The following is a 16,060-nucleotide window of genomic DNA, read 5'->3' as shown; positions in this document are numbered from 1 at the left end:
GTGGTAAGTTTCTGTTGCGAAGGAATGTGTAAACAAACCATTTTCCACCATTGCAAGTTGTCACAATCATCTTGTGTCTCGTCATACATTCATTCCCACGATAGCCCTGATTGGAGGGATCGGATCAGGCAAAAGTGCGGTTGCCAACAAAGTCAAATCGTTTCGACCTGTAATCATCATTGATGCAGACCGAATCGGACATGAGGTACTTGATTTTGCCGAGATTCAGGAAAAAATTCGAGAGCAGTTTGGATCTGCCGTGTTCAATGATCAGGGAAACGTGGATCGATCTGAACTGGCCAGGCTTGTTTTTGGAGAATCAAAACTACAACAGACATCATTAAAACAACTCGAATCCATCGTGCACCCGGTAATCCATCGCAGGCTGGAACAGGAAATTGAATCAGCCCGGTCTCTCAACCAGGTCGATGCCATTCTGGTAGATGCCGCTGTGATTGTTGAAGCGGGATGGAAAGAGTTATGCGATCAAATCGTGTATATAGACTGTCCCTTCGAGCAACGCCAGAAACGGGTGACTCAAAACCGGGGTTGGTCAGAAACAGAATTAACGAAACGGGAGAAACATCAACTGCCTCTCTCAGAAAAACGTAAACTGGCAGATGGTGTGATCCAGAATGATCAGGACCTGGAATCAGCAGGCCTGGAACTTTCGAAGTTCATCGATTCAATTCGGATACAAAAAAACACAAATTAACAGACTATTTGACGAACTCAGGGTGTCTCATCTGCATCTTAAGTCAGTGATACTTTTTAAAATAAGAAGCTCTTCTTTGATGAATTCAAAGTTAACCCGCTGATGCTGATTCAGTCAGAGAACCTTTCCAGAGGTTAATTTATCTTCGCGTTCAACACTTCTAAATTGACTCCATAAACTCCACACGACTTCATCTCACTAAATTTTGTAATTCGGAAAGCATTCACTATGGCCAAATCCATTAAACTTCAGACATCTGAAAATGACGGAACTGTGGCTTCAAAAGATATCAGCGAGTTAGATCAGAACTCCAAACGGGAAAAACCCGTGACCCGCAACCAGCGCGAATCGGCCATCACCAGAGCCGCTGATGAACGGTACGAAAAAATCAAGCAGAGTGAAATTCATATTGCCGACCTGCAGAAGCTGACGATGAAAGATCTGATGCAGCTGGCCAAGGATGAAAACCTCACTGAATATACGGGACTCAAAAAACAGGATCTGATCTTCAAGATTCTGAAAGAGCGTACGAAAGTAAACGGTCTGATGTTCGGAGAGGGGACGCTGGAAATCCTGCCGGACGGTTTCGGCTTCCTGCGCAGCCCCGATTATCACTACCTGCCCTGCCCTGACGATATTTATGTTTCCCCCAGCCAGATTCGCCGTTTCGGCCTGCGGACGGGAGCCATCGTCGCCGGACAGATTCGTCCTCCGAAAGAAAATGAACGCTACTTCGCCCTGCTGCGTGTAGAGGCCGTCAATGGTTGTGACCCCGAGATCCTGACCACCAAGGTCTTCTTCGACGATCTGACGCCGCTGCATCCGAAGGAACGCCTCCGCCTCTCCTCACCAGCCGGTAATCTGAGTACGAGAATCGTCGATCTGATTGCCCCTGTGGGGATGGGACAACGTGGATTGATTGTATCGCCTCCCCGTGCCGGTAAAACCGTGATGCTGCAGGAAATGGCAAAGTGTGTACTCGCCAGTCATCCCGATGCCTATGTCTTCATTCTTCTGATTGACGAGCGACCTGAAGAAGTTACCGACATGGAACGACAGGTCGGCGGTGACCGCTGTGAAGTCGTCAGCAGTACTTTTGACGAACCGCCGAGCCGCCACATCCAGGTCTCGGAAATGGTGATTGAAAAAGCCAAACGCATGGTGGAATATGGTGAAGATGTTGTAATCTTCCTCGACTCCATCACCCGTCTTGCCCGTGCCTGGAATACCGAAGTGCCTCACTCCGGAAAAATTCTCTCTGGTGGTGTCGATGCCAATGCATTACAGCATCCCAAACGATTTTTCGGTGCAGCCCGTAATGTGGAAGAAGGGGGCAGCCTGACCATTGTTGCTACCGCTCTGGTAGATACAGGCAGCCGCATGGACGAAGTCATCTTTGAAGAGTTCAAAGGAACTGGTAACACGGAATTACACCTGGACCGCAGAATGGTTGAAAAACGAATCTGGCCTGCCATTGATGTTAATAAATCGGGAACACGCCGCGAAGAACTGCTGATGGATGAGGAAGAACTACGCAGAGTCTGGATTCTCAGACGCGTGCTGAACGACATGAATCCGGTCGATGCAATGGAACTGCTTACCAACCGCATGCGACGTTCCAAGACAAATGAAGAATTTTTATTGAGTATGAATCTGGGTTGATCTCCTGACGGCAGATCCATCTCGGTTAATATTCGAAACGACGTTATCTCAGTCAGAATTGAAACAGGGAATCATCCGCTTTCCCGTTTAAAATGCTGACCCCCTGTTGTGATTAAACATTGCCATTTTTGAAGATTGATAAGTTACCACCTCGATGAAGCACACACTGATTGAAGGCGATTTACTGGTTCGTGATGCGAGTTTCGCGATTGTCGTTTCCCGCTGGAATGAACTGATTACACGCAGACTGCTGGAAGGCGCCCTGGAGACGTTTCGTCGTCATGGTGGTTCCGAGGAAAATATCACAGTGCTCTGGGTTCCCGGATCATTCGAACTGCCTCTCGTTGCAGATCGACTGGCCAAAAGTGGTAAATATCAGGCGGTCTGCTGCCTGGGCGCTGTGATTCAGGGAAGTACGATGCACCATGATTATATTAATCATCAGGTCGCAGCCGGTATTATGCGGAGCAGCCAGGAAAGTGGCGTGCCCGTCCTGTTTGGTGTCCTGACATGTGAAACAATGGAACAGGCGATGGATCGTGCTGGCGGAAAAGTTGGCAACAAAGGCGGAGAAGCCGCCCTGGCTGCCATCGAAATGGTTAATCTTTTACAATCGATTGACCAGAATCAGGCGTAAGACAATCACTGCAGACGCCGCAATGTCGTCTCCGACGACATGACTTTTATTACATCCTCTTTCTATACTAGCGATAACCCCATGTCTCTGCGAAAACAGGCACGTACTTTAGTTGTTCAAATGCTCTATCAGGTCGATCTGAATCCGGATATTTCCATTAATCAGATTCGCGAAATGATCGAGGAGCATGGGCGTAATAAAACAGCCCGCACTTTTGCCTGGGAACTCTTTTCCGGAGTGATGGAATTTAAACAGCAACTGGATCAGCATATCGTCAGAGTTGCCGAAAACTGGACACTCAAACGCATGGCGGTCACCGACCGCAATATTCTGAGACTGGGTACTTATGAGCTGCTGCATACAGACACACCGCCTGCAGTCGTCATCGATGAAGCAGTAGAGCTGGCACGCGAATTTGGCAGCGCACACTCCTCACAGTTCGTGAACGGCATCCTGGATAAAGTGGTTCAGCGTAAAGATGAACCACTGCCTCCACCAGCTCAGGCGGAAGCAGTTCAACCGGAAGAAACTCAAACTCCGGAACCTGAGCCCAAACCGAAACCGCGTATGAATAACCCCTGGGCTACCTGACCTCAAAGCGGTGCGGCGTTCGGTCGTTCCAGCTGAAGTTCATATCGATGGCTGCCTGCGACAGACGCGTTAACAGTTCGCGATCAATGTGCGGACAAGGCAGATGCGGAGCCGCAGTCTGAGTATTCGTACTGTCAAAAACAGGATCATCCCGCCAGTATGAATTATAAACGCGGATATGATCGTAGAAGAGTCGTTCTGCTTCGGTAGGATCATCCAGTTCGACTCCCGCGCCGGCGAACTCTGAGCCATAGAAATTACAGGTCGCCTCCAGAACATCATGCACGAGTCGAGACTGAACCGGATGCAGTGGCGTCAGGTGATATGTCTTCTCGTGATGTTTAGGGTGAGTAATAATGTATGACATCACTGCCGAGACCCAGTCCACAGGAATCAGGTTCTTGGACTCATCTCCATTCAATGTAAAACGGGATTTCGCGTAATAACGTCCGGTTTCATCAGGAGTCTGCATCTGGGTTAATGTATGCCCCAGTTGCAGGGCGGCGTAAAAACCATGAAACGTATTGGTAAAACCGGTCTTGGAATCACCAATAATGATGGCTGGACGGAAGACAGTCAGAGATTCAATATGCTCTGCGCTCCGCACCATCAGTTCTGCTTCGAGCTTGCTTCGCTCATAATCATTCCCGGACTCCTGCCCCACATCAACGTCCGTTTCCATAATCCTGCCGGATCGTAAACCGCAGACATATGCCGTAGAGACATGATCAAATTTTTTGATGTTGGCGGTCTTACAGAAATCAAGAACCTTCTTGACCCCGCCAACATTGGAACGCCAGGGTTCACTTTCATGGCTGGTACTGTAAAAGGAGAGGCTCGCAGCGGAATGAATAATGCGATCGACATTCTCCGTTGCCCATGCCAGCTGCTCGGCACTCAATCCGAGGTTTTCCTCATTGATATTTCCTTCCAGTACCATCGGGCGAGGCAGTTCCCGTCCCAGGTGTTCATCCCAGAAGGCCATGATCATATCAATACGCTGATCGACGGTCATGCGTCGTGTAGGACGAACCAGTACAGCCAGCGGAACCCCTGCGGAAGCCAGATCTCGAATTAAATATCTTCCCAGTAATCCTGTAGCACCTGTAATCAGATGATATCCCATGTTGTATTCCGCTGTGATCTGAAAGTTAGAGTAAGTCGTGTTGTAATAACCGGTGTCTGCAATGCTTCTGTGCTTACGAATTCGTTGATCGGTTCAGGAAAAACGAGGTTGAAGGGACCTGCTGGTCTCCAGAAGCGGACCCGCTACGGGTCGGGGAGTCTCAATGATAATGAACTGGCTTCATATATCAATCTAGGGGTCAGGAAAAGCCATCAGATTACCCCAGCAATTGCATCTGCAGCAGAAAAAGAATTACGCAACTGCTTTCCCAGACTGATCTTGTGTTCCTCGCTGCTTCTGTTTGAGGAAATGGGGAGCGTGCTGCTGATCTTCAGACGACTGATCTCTGTCTGTCTGATCAGTACCCTGCTGATCCTCAGATTTTTCCGGTCGCAAAGCCAGCAGACAGGGAAGTAATACAAGGTCCCCCACCAAAGCTGCCACCAGGAGCGACGTCATCATATAGCCGAATCGTGCCGTCGGGACAAAATTGCTCAACGTCAGCGCCAGCATGCCCGCACCGGTAATGACGGCTGCGGTAAAGATCGGTTCGCCCGTCATCAGCAGAGAATTCCGTGACGCCTGAGCCGAATTCCGTGTCAGACGATACTGGCTCTGGTAACGTACGAGAAAGTGGAATGTGCCATCAACGGCGATCCCCAGTGCAATACTGGCGGTCATCATGATGCCGATATCGATGGGAATCTGATACCAGCCCAGGATACCGAACACAATACAAATCGGAGTCAGGTTCGGTACCATCGCAACCAGGCCAGCTTTGATGGACCTGAGAGAAACGATCATCACCACAGTAATGATCACAAAGGCCATCGAGAAGCTCTCCCAGAATCCGGTAAAGATCTGGTTCTGAGCCCGTCTTAACAGGGGAGCCACTCCCGTCAAAATCACGTTTGGATCATCGATCATGGCTGTGAGCTCATCGTACACCTGATCCTGCGGAAGATCGGCATCACTGCTGATGCGTGCGGAAATCCGCCAGAGTCGTTCTCCATCTGAAGTAAAATCGTTATCTCCGTGAGCCGACTGTGCATGGGATAACAGACGGGCAGTCTCGAACGGGCTCTCAGGAAACTGCTTGGGAAAGAAACTGGCGAGAGACATTGTATGCCGCACAGCGGGATGCTGCTTGATAACTGCTTCCAGCTTGCGAATATGTTCCACTTTTTTGATGAAAGGAATTTCCTTGTCACCGAAGTCCACAATGGCTTCGATGGAATCGAGTTCCGTCAGATCGTTTTGAACCGCACGTACATCCTGAATCACTCGTCCTTGTGTGGGAAGAAAATCGAGAGGATCAATTTTGGTTCGCAGATTGAACAGCCCCACCCCCGTAATCATCACCAGGATGATCGTGGCAATGGAAACGCGTCCGGAATGATCAATCAGCCAGTTGGCACAACGTTGAAAATCCCAGCGTTTTTCCCCGGAATGAACGGTTTTCGGGTCGATAGGCCAGATTGTTAAGACAGCGGGGGTCAGTCCCAGACCGGTAATCAGAGACACGAATGTTCCAACAGAGGCTGCATACCCGAACTGGATGACAGGCCCGATCTCACTGACAGTCAGGGAAAACAGACCGATGGTTGTCGTCAGCGTGGCCAGTACGCAAGGCTTCCATGCAATTTTCAATGCTGCCGCTAACGGGTCAGGCTCGTCAATACAGCTGGCAACATAGTGATGCACATGGATTGAAATCGCCAGGGTGAAGACCATGACCATCACTGACAGGGCCCCCAGGATGAAATTCATTTCTCCACCACCCAGATAAATCATGGCCGTGGTGAGATTGATGGCCCAGATCGTCAGCCCCAGGGTAGCCAGTGTTTTCTTCCACTCCCGGAAAGAATAATACAGCAGTCCCAGGCTGATCAGTAACGTGATAATAAAAAACTTTTTGTTGTTTTTCTGGCTGCCCAGGCGGTCCAGTTCTGCAATCACAACGGGAGCTCCCGCCAGCTGAACTTCGTTGCCGGTCAACTGATTGTATTCCAGCTTTTCACGAATCCCCTGTACCGTCCCGGCCCGGTTTTTGATACCCGTGTCAGACAGCAGCACCAGTACGCCTGCCACATTCTTCTCGGAATTCATCAACAGCCCGTTCAGCCGATTGTCGACTTCTGCTGGCTCTACTTTGAACTCATGCAGTATCGATTTAAGCCGCTGGGGAGTCCAGCATTGTCTGACCGTCGGTAAAGACTCGATCCGGCTGGCGGTCGCTTCCACAAGCGAAGGTTGATCCAGCCCGCCCTGAACGGCGACGAGTACAACTTCCTCCGCTCCGAACTCTGCTTTAAATCGATCGTAGACGATTCGTACATCGGAATCTTTTGGCAACCAGGTTTCGATATCGTTATTAGAAGGCAGTAACTCTGCCAGAAATGTCAGAATCGGCAGCGTGCAAAAGACGCCCCAGATTAGTTGCCTGCTGTACTTATTGTAGAAGGAAGAGATCATCATAAGTTTTGGTAGATCAATCTGCTTTCTCTTGCTTGAGCCAGTTCAAGTACTCAAGTCAGAGTAATCAATAGTCAGCGCACGCTCTTACATCACTGAAAGCAACGCAAAAAGCAAACGCCTGAAGGAGAACTATTTCTTACTGCGACCATCCCAGTTTGATATCGAACCACCAGTGAATACAGCGTCATTCGGAATTTCTAATCCTCAGACGTTATAGCAGAATCAGCCGATGCCTTTGGAATGACTGCTACAACTAGCACCTTCACAGGGTGGATAATCATTACAATGCGTAAGCATTTCTATCTCTGAACAGTTTCGCCTGACGTTATAACTGTCAGAATTTAGCTATCACAACCACCGGATCTGGACGAATCCCCACACCTTTCAACAGCGACCACTGCGAATCGAATTCCATCGGTAATCTGAAACTAAGAAAGTCCTCAATTATTTTTGTAGTCTATATTTCAATATCAGATTCGAATCAGAATACGAATCAACAGTTGAAAATTGACTTCATAGCAGGAGTAGATTCAATGGAAGAAACCCCTTGGAGCCGTCCCACGATGGACGACTTGAAACATGTGCTGGAAAGTTTTGGCAAGAATGACGCCGTCAATATTCGTGATGTCGATCGACTGGAACTCTCAGTACCAGCAGAAGTCAAGACCGCGCGCGGCAATACCATTTCAGCAATGACGCGGGAAATCAGCCGTCAGGGACTGGGGCTGTTGCACAAAGGGATGCTGAATCCCGGTGAAGTCAATGTAAAGCTGGCCAGCGAAACCCGCGAATTTGAATATCGCGTGCAGATCATGTGGTGTACGCCCTGCGAGAACGGAATGTTCATCAGCGGTGGTGAATTTGTCACTAAGCCGGAAAATTAACCAGACGCGCTGCTGCAGCTCAGCTGGTTTTTGCTCCGCGTTTAAGTAGGACAGCAATGATCGACAGCAGCAGTAAAATGATCACTCCTCCTGCAATCATCAGCAGAGTGGGAAGTCCCCACCATCCCCCTGCACGACTCGTCTGCTTTTGTTCATCGAGATCCCACTCGATCTCCTCTAATGTCAGGCTGGTCTGAGCCAGAGGTTTCTCGGCATTGGAAACTTGCTGTGGGAGTTTCTCAAGTGTCTCTTCCTGGGGAGCCCCTTTCATTTTCGAACGAAAAGTGACAGGAGCGGCACTGGTATCGCGTCCGGGCTTGGCTTGGGAAGTTAAGTCTCCAGGCACGGATGGCAGCTTGGGGAGCATCAATTGTGGACCTGCCCCTGCAGATTTCTTCTCCTCGACCACTGGCTTTTCAGGCATCGCTTCAGGGCCACTCAGTCTGATTTTGGCAGGCTGTTCCTCGGGAACTTCTTCCAGTTCCAGCTTCAAAGCAGGTGCAGAGGGAGCGGTTTCAGTAACTTTCTTCTCAATTTTCCCAGGGACTGGTACTCGGGTTTCGACTTCCGGCTGAGAATCGAAAGTGGGTGGTTCCAGGGAAATGCCGCCCGATTCAGGTGTTTTCTGCCTGATGACAGATTGACGAGGTTGAATCTGAATCTTCTGTGGCTGGGTTCCCAGATTTCGAGGCACAATCAAAGGAAGTTCATCACTGCCTCCCGCTTTGACTTTCGGTTGAACTTCACGGATTTCAGGTTGCTCAACAGCCCGGCGTTTCAAAGGATGGACACGCGAGGGCGTAAACTGAAAATTGGGAACCGACTGACCACTATTGGATTTGGCATCCGGTTCTGCATGCTGAACACGTTGGACCTCTTTCGGAGGGAGTGTGCTGACCTCCTTCCTGATTTTATCCAGCAGCATTTGAGGTGATTCTTCCTCCAGACCGAAGGCAACATGCCCTCGATAGCTGGACTCTAATGCCTGTGCCGCCAGAAATTCTGCATACTCATAGTTTTTCAGAGTCACTTCTCGGCGGGCGCGATCCATAATCGAATTAATCTGCAATCTCCGCATTTCCAGATTTACATCTTCAAAAACAGGAGCAGTCTGATCCAGATCCTGATGCAGATCTTTTGCTAATTCGGTTAGTTCTGCTCTTACGTTCTGCTGATTGGACTCTGCCAGCAGACGGTCGACTTCTTCAGGATTCTGAAGTGAATTCTCAATATTCGCTTGATCGTCTGACTTCTGTGTTTTGGTTGTATCCTGGTCCTCTCCCTCCGCTGAATTCACAGGTGTATTATTCGCGATATGCTGAATGCCGGAAGAGATTTCCTGTGAAAGCGAACTGGATGCCTGCTTGATCCGTTCTGTGTTCTGATCAAGTTTTTTCGCAATTTGCGTCGGATATCGTTTCGCTGACGCAATTAAAGATTTCGATCGCCAGCTTTCCGTCAGTCCGATGGCTGGTTTGGTAACCGGTGCCTGCAATTCCTGCTTAGCTGGTTTCCGTTCAACCTGTGGCTTTTGTAATGCAGGTGTTGTGTGAGATGAGAGTTCTATCCGGGAGGAGTTTTGTAATTCATCAACCGGGAAAGTACCGCTGATTTTAACCTTTGCCGGCGCTTCTTCTTTTGATTTATCAGCTTTTTGAGAAAAATAATTAAAGCTGCTGCTGGATTTCGATGCGACCAGCGGTCCGGTTGGCTTCTCGTTTTTCTGTGAAATCATCTCAGCAGATTGGCTCAGACAACCTGCAGTAATACAGCTCAACAGTACCAGAGATAAATAAACTGTTGGCAGATTTCGTTTTAGTAGACCGAACTTCACAACGACAAATCCTGTCATCTGCTTGCAGAGATCTGGACGGGAACCGATCTTCTGCGTGGGTCGCGGGTAGTAACCTCAATGGGGAGTTGAGGTTCAAGCAAGCTGATTCATCGAGCGCGCAACAGCTCTCGATTCATTGCCTGTTACCCTATATCGACTGGGCGATTTTAATCGCATGAGAGGGTATTTTGGATTTTATCAGTCTTTTCAGAAATCAATCAGCGCTTACAGAGTGAACGCAGCGTCTGCATGTTGATCTGATCCAGAGGCACCCCATCCTCTTCCTCTTTAGGGGTTTCCAGATACATCGGACGGTCCTGAAACACGGGATCATTTAACAGATGACGGAACGGCTCCAGTCCCAGACAGCCCCGACCAATATTCTCGTGACGGTCCTTGCGACTTCCAAACTCACACTTACTGTCATTCAAATGGAAGGCCCGGATACGATCAAAGCCTATAACCTCGTCCAGTTCGGACATGGTCGCCTTGTATTCCGATTTCTTGATCAACGGATATCCGGCAGCAAAGATATGACAGGTATCTACACAAATTCCCAGTCGCTCCCCTTCCTGAACCTGATTCAGCATGTAAGCCAGTTGTTCAAAGCGAAACCCCAGATTGGATCCCTGGCCGGCAGTGGTCTCCAGCCAGATTTGCGTTTGAAATCCTTCCGTCTCCTGATGAATCCGATCAATGGCCGCCACGATTCGATCGAGGCCCTCTTCCTCACTGGAAGTCACGAAACTGCCTGGATGCATCACTGCACCTTCCAGTCCCAGCGCTTCGGCACGCTGCAGTTCTACCACAACGGCATCGATCGATTTATTCCACAGCTCCTCTTTCGGACTGGCCAGATTGATCAGATAGCTCATATGAGAACAAGGGCGCCCGACTCCCGTGGATTCCAGGTGTTCGCGAAACAGCTTGACGTCCTTGTCAGTCAGCGGCTTGGCACGCCATTGATTGTTATTCTTGGTAAAGATCTGGACACAGTCCATCTCAAACTCGGCTGCAATATCAACGGCTTTATAGTATCCACCAGCGATTGACTGATGCGCTCCCAGTAACGGCATATTTCAGTTCCAGTATAGACTTCGTTCGTTTCTAATTGTGATCACAGAGTTGTGCTGAATTCAATCCAGTATAGGCTCTCCTGCCACACCACTCCAGTCCCAGACAGGAACGCCCCTCTTCACCAGAATTGGTTCCTGTCGAATCAATTAAATTTGATGGGAAATATTCTTTTGCCATATTACAATCGAACATCGGAAGCTCTGCTTCTCTTTCACAACATACCTACTCATATATATTGTTCAATCAGCGCTGGAACAACGATGAAAACACTCTCCCTGCTCGCCCTCTCCCTCGGACTGATATTTTCATTGAACAACTTAGTGCCGGCAGCCGAACAGCCCAATATCATCGTGTTGCTGGCTGATGACCTCGGTTATGGCGAACTGGGCTGCCAGGGAAACCCACAGATTCCGACTCCTCATATCGATTCCCTCGCCAGTAACGGAATTCGTTTCACACAGGCCTATGTAACTGCTCCGAACTGCAGCCCGTCACGCGCGGGATTTTTAACAGGAAGAATCCCCACTCGATTTGGCTATGAGTTCAACCCCATCGGTGCCCGCAATGAAGATCCGGGAACGGGTCTCCCCCCAGAAGAACAGACCATCGCAGAACGACTTCACGATCAGGGCTATACTACGGGACTGATCGGGAAATGGCATCTCGGAGGTACAGCCGACTATCATCCGTACCGACATGGCTTTGACGAATTTTTTGGGTTTATGCATGAAGGTCATTACTTTGTCCCTCCTCCTTATCCGGGAGTGACAACCATGCTGCGCCGTAAAGCGCTTCCCGGAGCTGAGAAAGGACGCTGGCTCAGTGAGAACCTGATTTATTCGACCCACATGGGATACGACGAACCAGACTATGACGCCAATAACCCTATCATTCGAGGCGGACAGCCTGTGGATGAAACAGAATATCTGACCGACGCTTTCACTCGTGAAGCCATCAGTTTTATCAACCGTCACCAAGATAAACCTTTTTTCCTGTATCTGGCCTACAATGCCGTCCATAGCCCGCTGCAGGGGAAAAAGGAAGACATGCAGCAGTTCTCTGAAATCGAAGACATCCATCGACGCATATTTGCATCGATGCTCTCTTCCATGGATCAAAGCGTAGGCAAGATTCTCAACCAGATACATGAGTCCGGGCTGGATGAGAAAACACTCATCGTCTTCTTCAGTGATAATGGTGGTCCCACTCGCGAGCTGACATCCAGTAATCTCCCGCTGCGCGGTGAAAAGGGAAGCATGTACGAAGGGGGCTTACGCGTCCCCTTTCTAATGCGCTGGACAGGCACACTCGCGCCAAAACAGATCATCGATGTCCCAGTCAGCAGTCTGGATCTGTTCCCTACTTTCGCAGCACTTGCTGGCGCACCTCGCGCTCCAAAACTGGATGGCCGCAATTTAATCCCCTTTCTGTTGAAACAGTACACAGAGTTACCAGAAACGGAGTTTTTCTGGCGTCAGGGACGCCGAGCGGCACTGCGCAGTGGTGACTGGAAGATCGTCCAGATGCGGGGTACGCGCGAGAAACCAGTCTGGGAGCTGTACAATCTCGCCAATGATCAGAGTGAAACGAAAGATCTCGCTACAGAGCAGACGGAAAAGCGAATCGAACTGCAAACGCGCTGGAACGAACTGAATTCTCAGATGAAGCAACCTCTGTTCAAATAAGCTTCCTGCTACCGAGAAATAGATGATACCTGAAGCCATCCCATAACGATGCGGGTTCAGTTCAGACTCTGATACCAGTCTAAGAATAATTCAGGCCATTTCGCGGGAGGAAATCCCCGTTTGACGCGTTGCGGTATCAGATTGCCCACTCCATGTGCCCCTTGCTCAAATATTGCCATTTTCACCGGCACTCCCAGTTTCTGCAGATCAGCAGTGATTTCTTTGGGAAGTTCAATCGGTGCGCCCCCTTTGATCCCGTCGTTCGTTGCATGTACCAGAAATACAGGTGGGCTGTCTTTGCGAAAGGTAAACGGCGATTTCTTCTGACGCCAATGCCAGGTCGCCAGGCCAATTGCAAAATCGGGGCGACTGCTTTCACGTTCAACCGGGTCGGCTGATTTGGGATCACCACTGTCAAAATTCGCAGCCAGGTTCATTGCCAGATTTCCTCCCGCCGAATAGCCGGCGATCCCGATTTGATGTGGATCCAGACCCCATTGTTTCGCGCGATGCCTCACCAGCCGAACGGCACGTTTGGCATCCAGCAGCGTCAACGCCTGAATCTGCTCATTCGAACCGCGAAAAGGAGGCCGGGTGCGATACTTGAGCCCGATCACAGCGACCCCCATGGGATTAAAGACATCCGCGGCATAGATCACATGCGTTTTCCAGTCCAGCGATCCATACCCCCCTCCTGCGCAAACGATGAGGGCCATTCCCGTACCAGTCCCTTCCGGCGGTAGAAATAGACTGATCGCAGGTTTGGTCACATTCGAAATCGCCCCTCTTTCATTAGTCGTCTCCGCAGGAGCTTCTTTCTGAAACTGAGGGGGAGTTCCATCCTACAAAAAAATGGGTTCGGAAACTTTCTGTTGGGCAGACTTCGTCTCGCTGATTGCCGCTGAGGGCAATGCCAGAACAGGAACCAGGAAGGTCATAAGAAGTACATAAAATCGGATCGTTGGTTTTACGAAATTCATGTATTCTAATCCTTAAGCAATCAGACTTACTTCAAGATCAATGATTTTTATCAGTGCTTCTGATCCACAGGCTGGATTCCAGGACGACTCCCCCCCTGTTTTATGATCTCGTCCAGACGACGTTGCAGTCGCTCAGTCACTTCTGGAAATTTAGCGGCAACATCTGTCTTTTCTGCAGGATCCTTTTCCAGATCGAACAGTTGGAACCGAGGCACGATCGTGTTCTCCAGTTCCTGTTCCACCACCACATTTCTCGCGGTCTTCTTGTCATATCGGTGCAACTTCCAGTTTCCAGCGCGGATCGCATAGGTTCCGTTATTACCATTATTCTGCTGCACGAGTTCAGCGCGCCCCCGGGAGTCCGTCTTTCCCAGGAGAGCCCCCAGAAGATTGAAACTGTCCCGACAACTCCCTGCCGGCAGTTCCTGGTCTGTTAACGCAGCCAGACTCGCCGGCAAATCAATCGTACAGACCAGTTCCTGACTCACGCCTGGCTTGATGCGGTTTTTCCAGCGCGTAATGAACGGAGTCCGGGTTCCTCCTTCATAGACACTGTATTTGCCTCCTGAAAAAGTTCCCGCGGCACGATGAGAGCCGATCTTTTCGATCGCTCCGTCTTTGTATCCATCGTCGAGAACCGGACCATTGTCGGAACAGAAGACAATCAGCGTGTTTTCCGCCAGTTTCAATCGATCCAGTGTTTTCATTAATTCCCCTACACACCAGTCAAGCTGGATGATGGAATCGCCGCGGAATCCAAGACTGGTCTTTCCCTGAAATCGTTCATGAGGCATACGTGGCACGTGAATGTCGTGCGAGGCAAAAAACAGAAAGAACGGATGGTCTTTGTTCTGTTCGATAAATTCGACTGATTTCTCGACCCACTTGTCAGCCAGATCTTCGTCCCGAAACCGGGCAGCGTGGCCGCCAGTATAAAAACCAATGCGACTGATGCCGTTGTGAATGGTCGAGTTATGCCCATGCGACCAGTCCATCTTCAGTGTCTCTCGATGTGTCAGTCCGGTAGGATGATCGGGGTTCGGTTTTTTGTTCCCGACCCATAAGGGGTCAGCAGGATCCAGGTTGAGCACTCGATGATCTTTGACATAAACCTGAGGCACCCGATCATTCGTCGTTGGCAGTAGAAAGCAGGTATCAAAACCGATTTCCAGAGGCCCCGGTTTCAACTGACCATTCCAGTCCGGTCCCGATTCGTCTCCCAGCCCCAGATGCCATTTACCAATCACAGCGGTGGCATAACCCGCACGTTTGAGGATGGACGCTATCGTTTCGGTTCCCGGTTGAATAATCGCAGGTGCATTGGGAGGCGCGATCCCGGTACGTTTCCCACGAAAAGCATAAGTGCCCGTCAAAAAAGAATAGCGTGTCGGAGTGCAGGTCGAAGCAGAGCAATAGCCGCTGGTAAACCGCAGCCCCTCTTGCGCCAGTCGATCGATGTGAGGCGTCGAAAGCGCAGTAGCACCATAACAGGTAACATCACCATACCCCAGGTCATCCGCCATAATCACAATGACATTTGGTGACTTGGCACGAGCTTCCCTGTTCACCAGGTTTAACGGTACTGCAATGAACAGGAGCAAAATCAGTCGTAACATGATGTTTCTCTCAGTCTTTCTCATTTAATACGATGAGTTCGTTTTTTCAACATGACCCATGTCTCTCTGAAACAGAATCAACGCGGTCAATTCAGCTTCAATGGAAACAGATTCAGGTGAAATAATCAATTATCAACTGGTGAAATCGCAGTTGCATTTCTAGTGAAGGCAATCGCACGCGGTCCGGAAGCACCAATCATCACTGTTTCAATCAGTGGTTGATTCACCCCCTCATCTGCAGTCCAGTTAACCAGGAAGTTAGCCCCGGATCCACCGGTACTATCCTTCTCTTCCACCAGGAATTCGATGGTCTGGAAGGGAGTAAGCCTGATGGGCTGCTCGAGGTAGGATTTCACCAGTTTTCCGTCGGTATCAAAATATTCGATCGATGTAATGAAGACCGGTTGATCACGATTGATGTTACGAATGCTCAAAGTCGTTTCGAGCAAAAGCGGCGATCCGCCGTGATAATAGATGTGTGAATAACAGGGAACATACAGGGACTGGCTGCGAGTCAGTTTTTCCAGATCTGCTTTGTCAGCCTGATACTTCTTAAGGTCCGGGGGCTGATAACTGCGTGGCGCTACATACGCGAGCTGGTTCTGGACCTGCGCAAATCGATTATCCAGATAAACGGCACCGCCAATAAAAACCAGAGTCAGCGCTCCAAGCAGAAAGAACAGAACATACCACTTCTCCCACAACCACAGAAACCAGTCGGGGTATTCCTGTTTGCCTTGCATGGTGCACTCGCTTTCTAATTCACACAGCTGTC

General features: G+C 49.7%; 13 protein-coding genes. 6 read left to right on the top strand and 7 right to left on the bottom strand.

What is annotated here, in order from left to right:
* Nucleotides 1-73: 73 nt before the first annotated feature.
* From coaE to nusB, 4 genes are all read left to right on the top strand, one after another.
* Nucleotides 74-715 carry a dephospho-CoA kinase gene (gene coaE / locus ACN0YN_RS25515; RefSeq protein WP_417387857.1) on the top strand — a complete coding sequence of 214 codons (642 nt, stop codon included), beginning with the start codon at nt 74-76 and terminating at the stop codon, nt 713-715.
* Nucleotides 716-943: 228 nt separating this feature from the next.
* Complete coding sequence (gene rho / locus ACN0YN_RS25510) at nt 944-2,377, top strand: transcription termination factor Rho (RefSeq protein WP_417387856.1); 1,434 nt, start codon at nt 944-946, stop codon at nt 2,375-2,377.
* Nucleotides 2,378-2,531: 154 nt separating this feature from the next.
* Nucleotides 2,532-3,014: a 6,7-dimethyl-8-ribityllumazine synthase gene (gene ribE, locus ACN0YN_RS25505; protein ID WP_154933933.1), complete on the top strand. Its 483-nt coding sequence runs from the start codon at nt 2,532-2,534 to the stop codon at nt 3,012-3,014.
* An 81-nt stretch (nt 3,015-3,095) separates the two neighbouring features.
* Entirely contained in the window at nt 3,096-3,605 is a 510-nt protein-coding gene (gene nusB / locus ACN0YN_RS25500) for a transcription antitermination factor NusB (RefSeq protein ID WP_417387855.1), read from the top strand.
* On the opposite strand, the gene ACN0YN_RS25495 is transcribed toward nusB, so the two are convergent.
* Nucleotides 3,598-4,731, bottom strand: a complete 1,134-nt coding sequence (locus ACN0YN_RS25495; RefSeq protein WP_417387854.1) for an SDR family oxidoreductase — start codon at nt 4,729-4,731, stop codon at nt 3,598-3,600. The two genes, nusB and ACN0YN_RS25495, sit on opposite strands and share 8 nt — an antisense overlap.
* Before the next feature lie 252 nt (nt 4,732-4,983).
* Entirely contained in the window at nt 4,984-7,209 is a 2,226-nt protein-coding gene (locus ACN0YN_RS25490; protein WP_417387853.1) for an efflux RND transporter permease subunit, read from the bottom strand.
* A 533-nt stretch (nt 7,210-7,742) separates the two neighbouring features.
* On the opposite strand from ACN0YN_RS25490, the gene ACN0YN_RS25485 reads away from it, so the two are divergent.
* The gene (locus ACN0YN_RS25485; protein WP_417387852.1) at nt 7,743-8,093 is read left to right on the top strand and encodes a PilZ domain-containing protein; all 351 of its coding nucleotides are present in this window, start codon (nt 7,743-7,745) and stop codon (nt 8,091-8,093) included.
* Between the two features lie 19 nt (nt 8,094-8,112).
* Here the strand turns inward: ACN0YN_RS25485 and ACN0YN_RS25480 are convergent, their stop codons facing one another.
* Both ACN0YN_RS25480 and ACN0YN_RS25475 read right to left on the bottom strand, forming a co-directional pair.
* Nucleotides 8,113-9,927 (bottom strand): hypothetical protein, encoded by a 1,815-nt coding sequence (locus tag ACN0YN_RS25480; protein WP_417387851.1) that lies wholly within the window; start codon nt 9,925-9,927, stop codon nt 8,113-8,115.
* 218 nt (nt 9,928-10,145) lie between these two features.
* Nucleotides 10,146-11,003 (bottom strand): deoxyribonuclease IV, encoded by an 858-nt coding sequence (locus ACN0YN_RS25475; RefSeq protein ID WP_417387850.1) that lies wholly within the window; start codon nt 11,001-11,003, stop codon nt 10,146-10,148.
* 261 nt (nt 11,004-11,264) lie between these two features.
* On the opposite strand from ACN0YN_RS25475, the gene ACN0YN_RS25470 reads away from it, so the two are divergent.
* A complete protein-coding gene (locus ACN0YN_RS25470; RefSeq protein WP_417387849.1) occupies nt 11,265-12,689 on the top strand; it encodes a sulfatase in 1,425 nt (474 codons plus the stop codon).
* Nucleotides 12,690-12,745: 56 nt separating this feature from the next.
* On the opposite strand, the gene ACN0YN_RS25465 is transcribed toward ACN0YN_RS25470, so the two are convergent.
* The 3 genes from ACN0YN_RS25465 to ACN0YN_RS25455 all read right to left on the bottom strand — a co-directional run bounded on the left by ACN0YN_RS25465 (nt 12,746) and on the right by ACN0YN_RS25455 (nt 16,028).
* The gene (locus tag ACN0YN_RS25465) at nt 12,746-13,459 is read right to left on the bottom strand and encodes an alpha/beta hydrolase (protein WP_417387848.1); all 714 of its coding nucleotides are present in this window, start codon (nt 13,457-13,459) and stop codon (nt 12,746-12,748) included.
* A gap of 260 nt (nt 13,460-13,719) precedes the next feature.
* On the bottom strand, nt 13,720-15,285 hold the full coding sequence (locus tag ACN0YN_RS25460) for a sulfatase family protein (protein ID WP_417387847.1): 1,566 nt from the start codon (nt 15,283-15,285) through the stop codon (nt 13,720-13,722).
* A 125-nt stretch (nt 15,286-15,410) separates the two neighbouring features.
* On the bottom strand, nt 15,411-16,028 hold the full coding sequence (locus tag ACN0YN_RS25455; RefSeq protein WP_417387846.1) for a DUF3124 domain-containing protein: 618 nt from the start codon (nt 16,026-16,028) through the stop codon (nt 15,411-15,413).
* Between the last annotated feature and the right edge of the window lie 32 nt (nt 16,029-16,060).

Source organism: Gimesia sp. (assembly GCF_048260065.1).
GTDB lineage: Bacteria > Planctomycetota > Planctomycetia > Planctomycetales > Planctomycetaceae > Gimesia.
The sequence above is the reverse complement of the archived record's forward strand: the minus strand, read 5'-3'. Positions and strand labels throughout refer to the sequence as shown.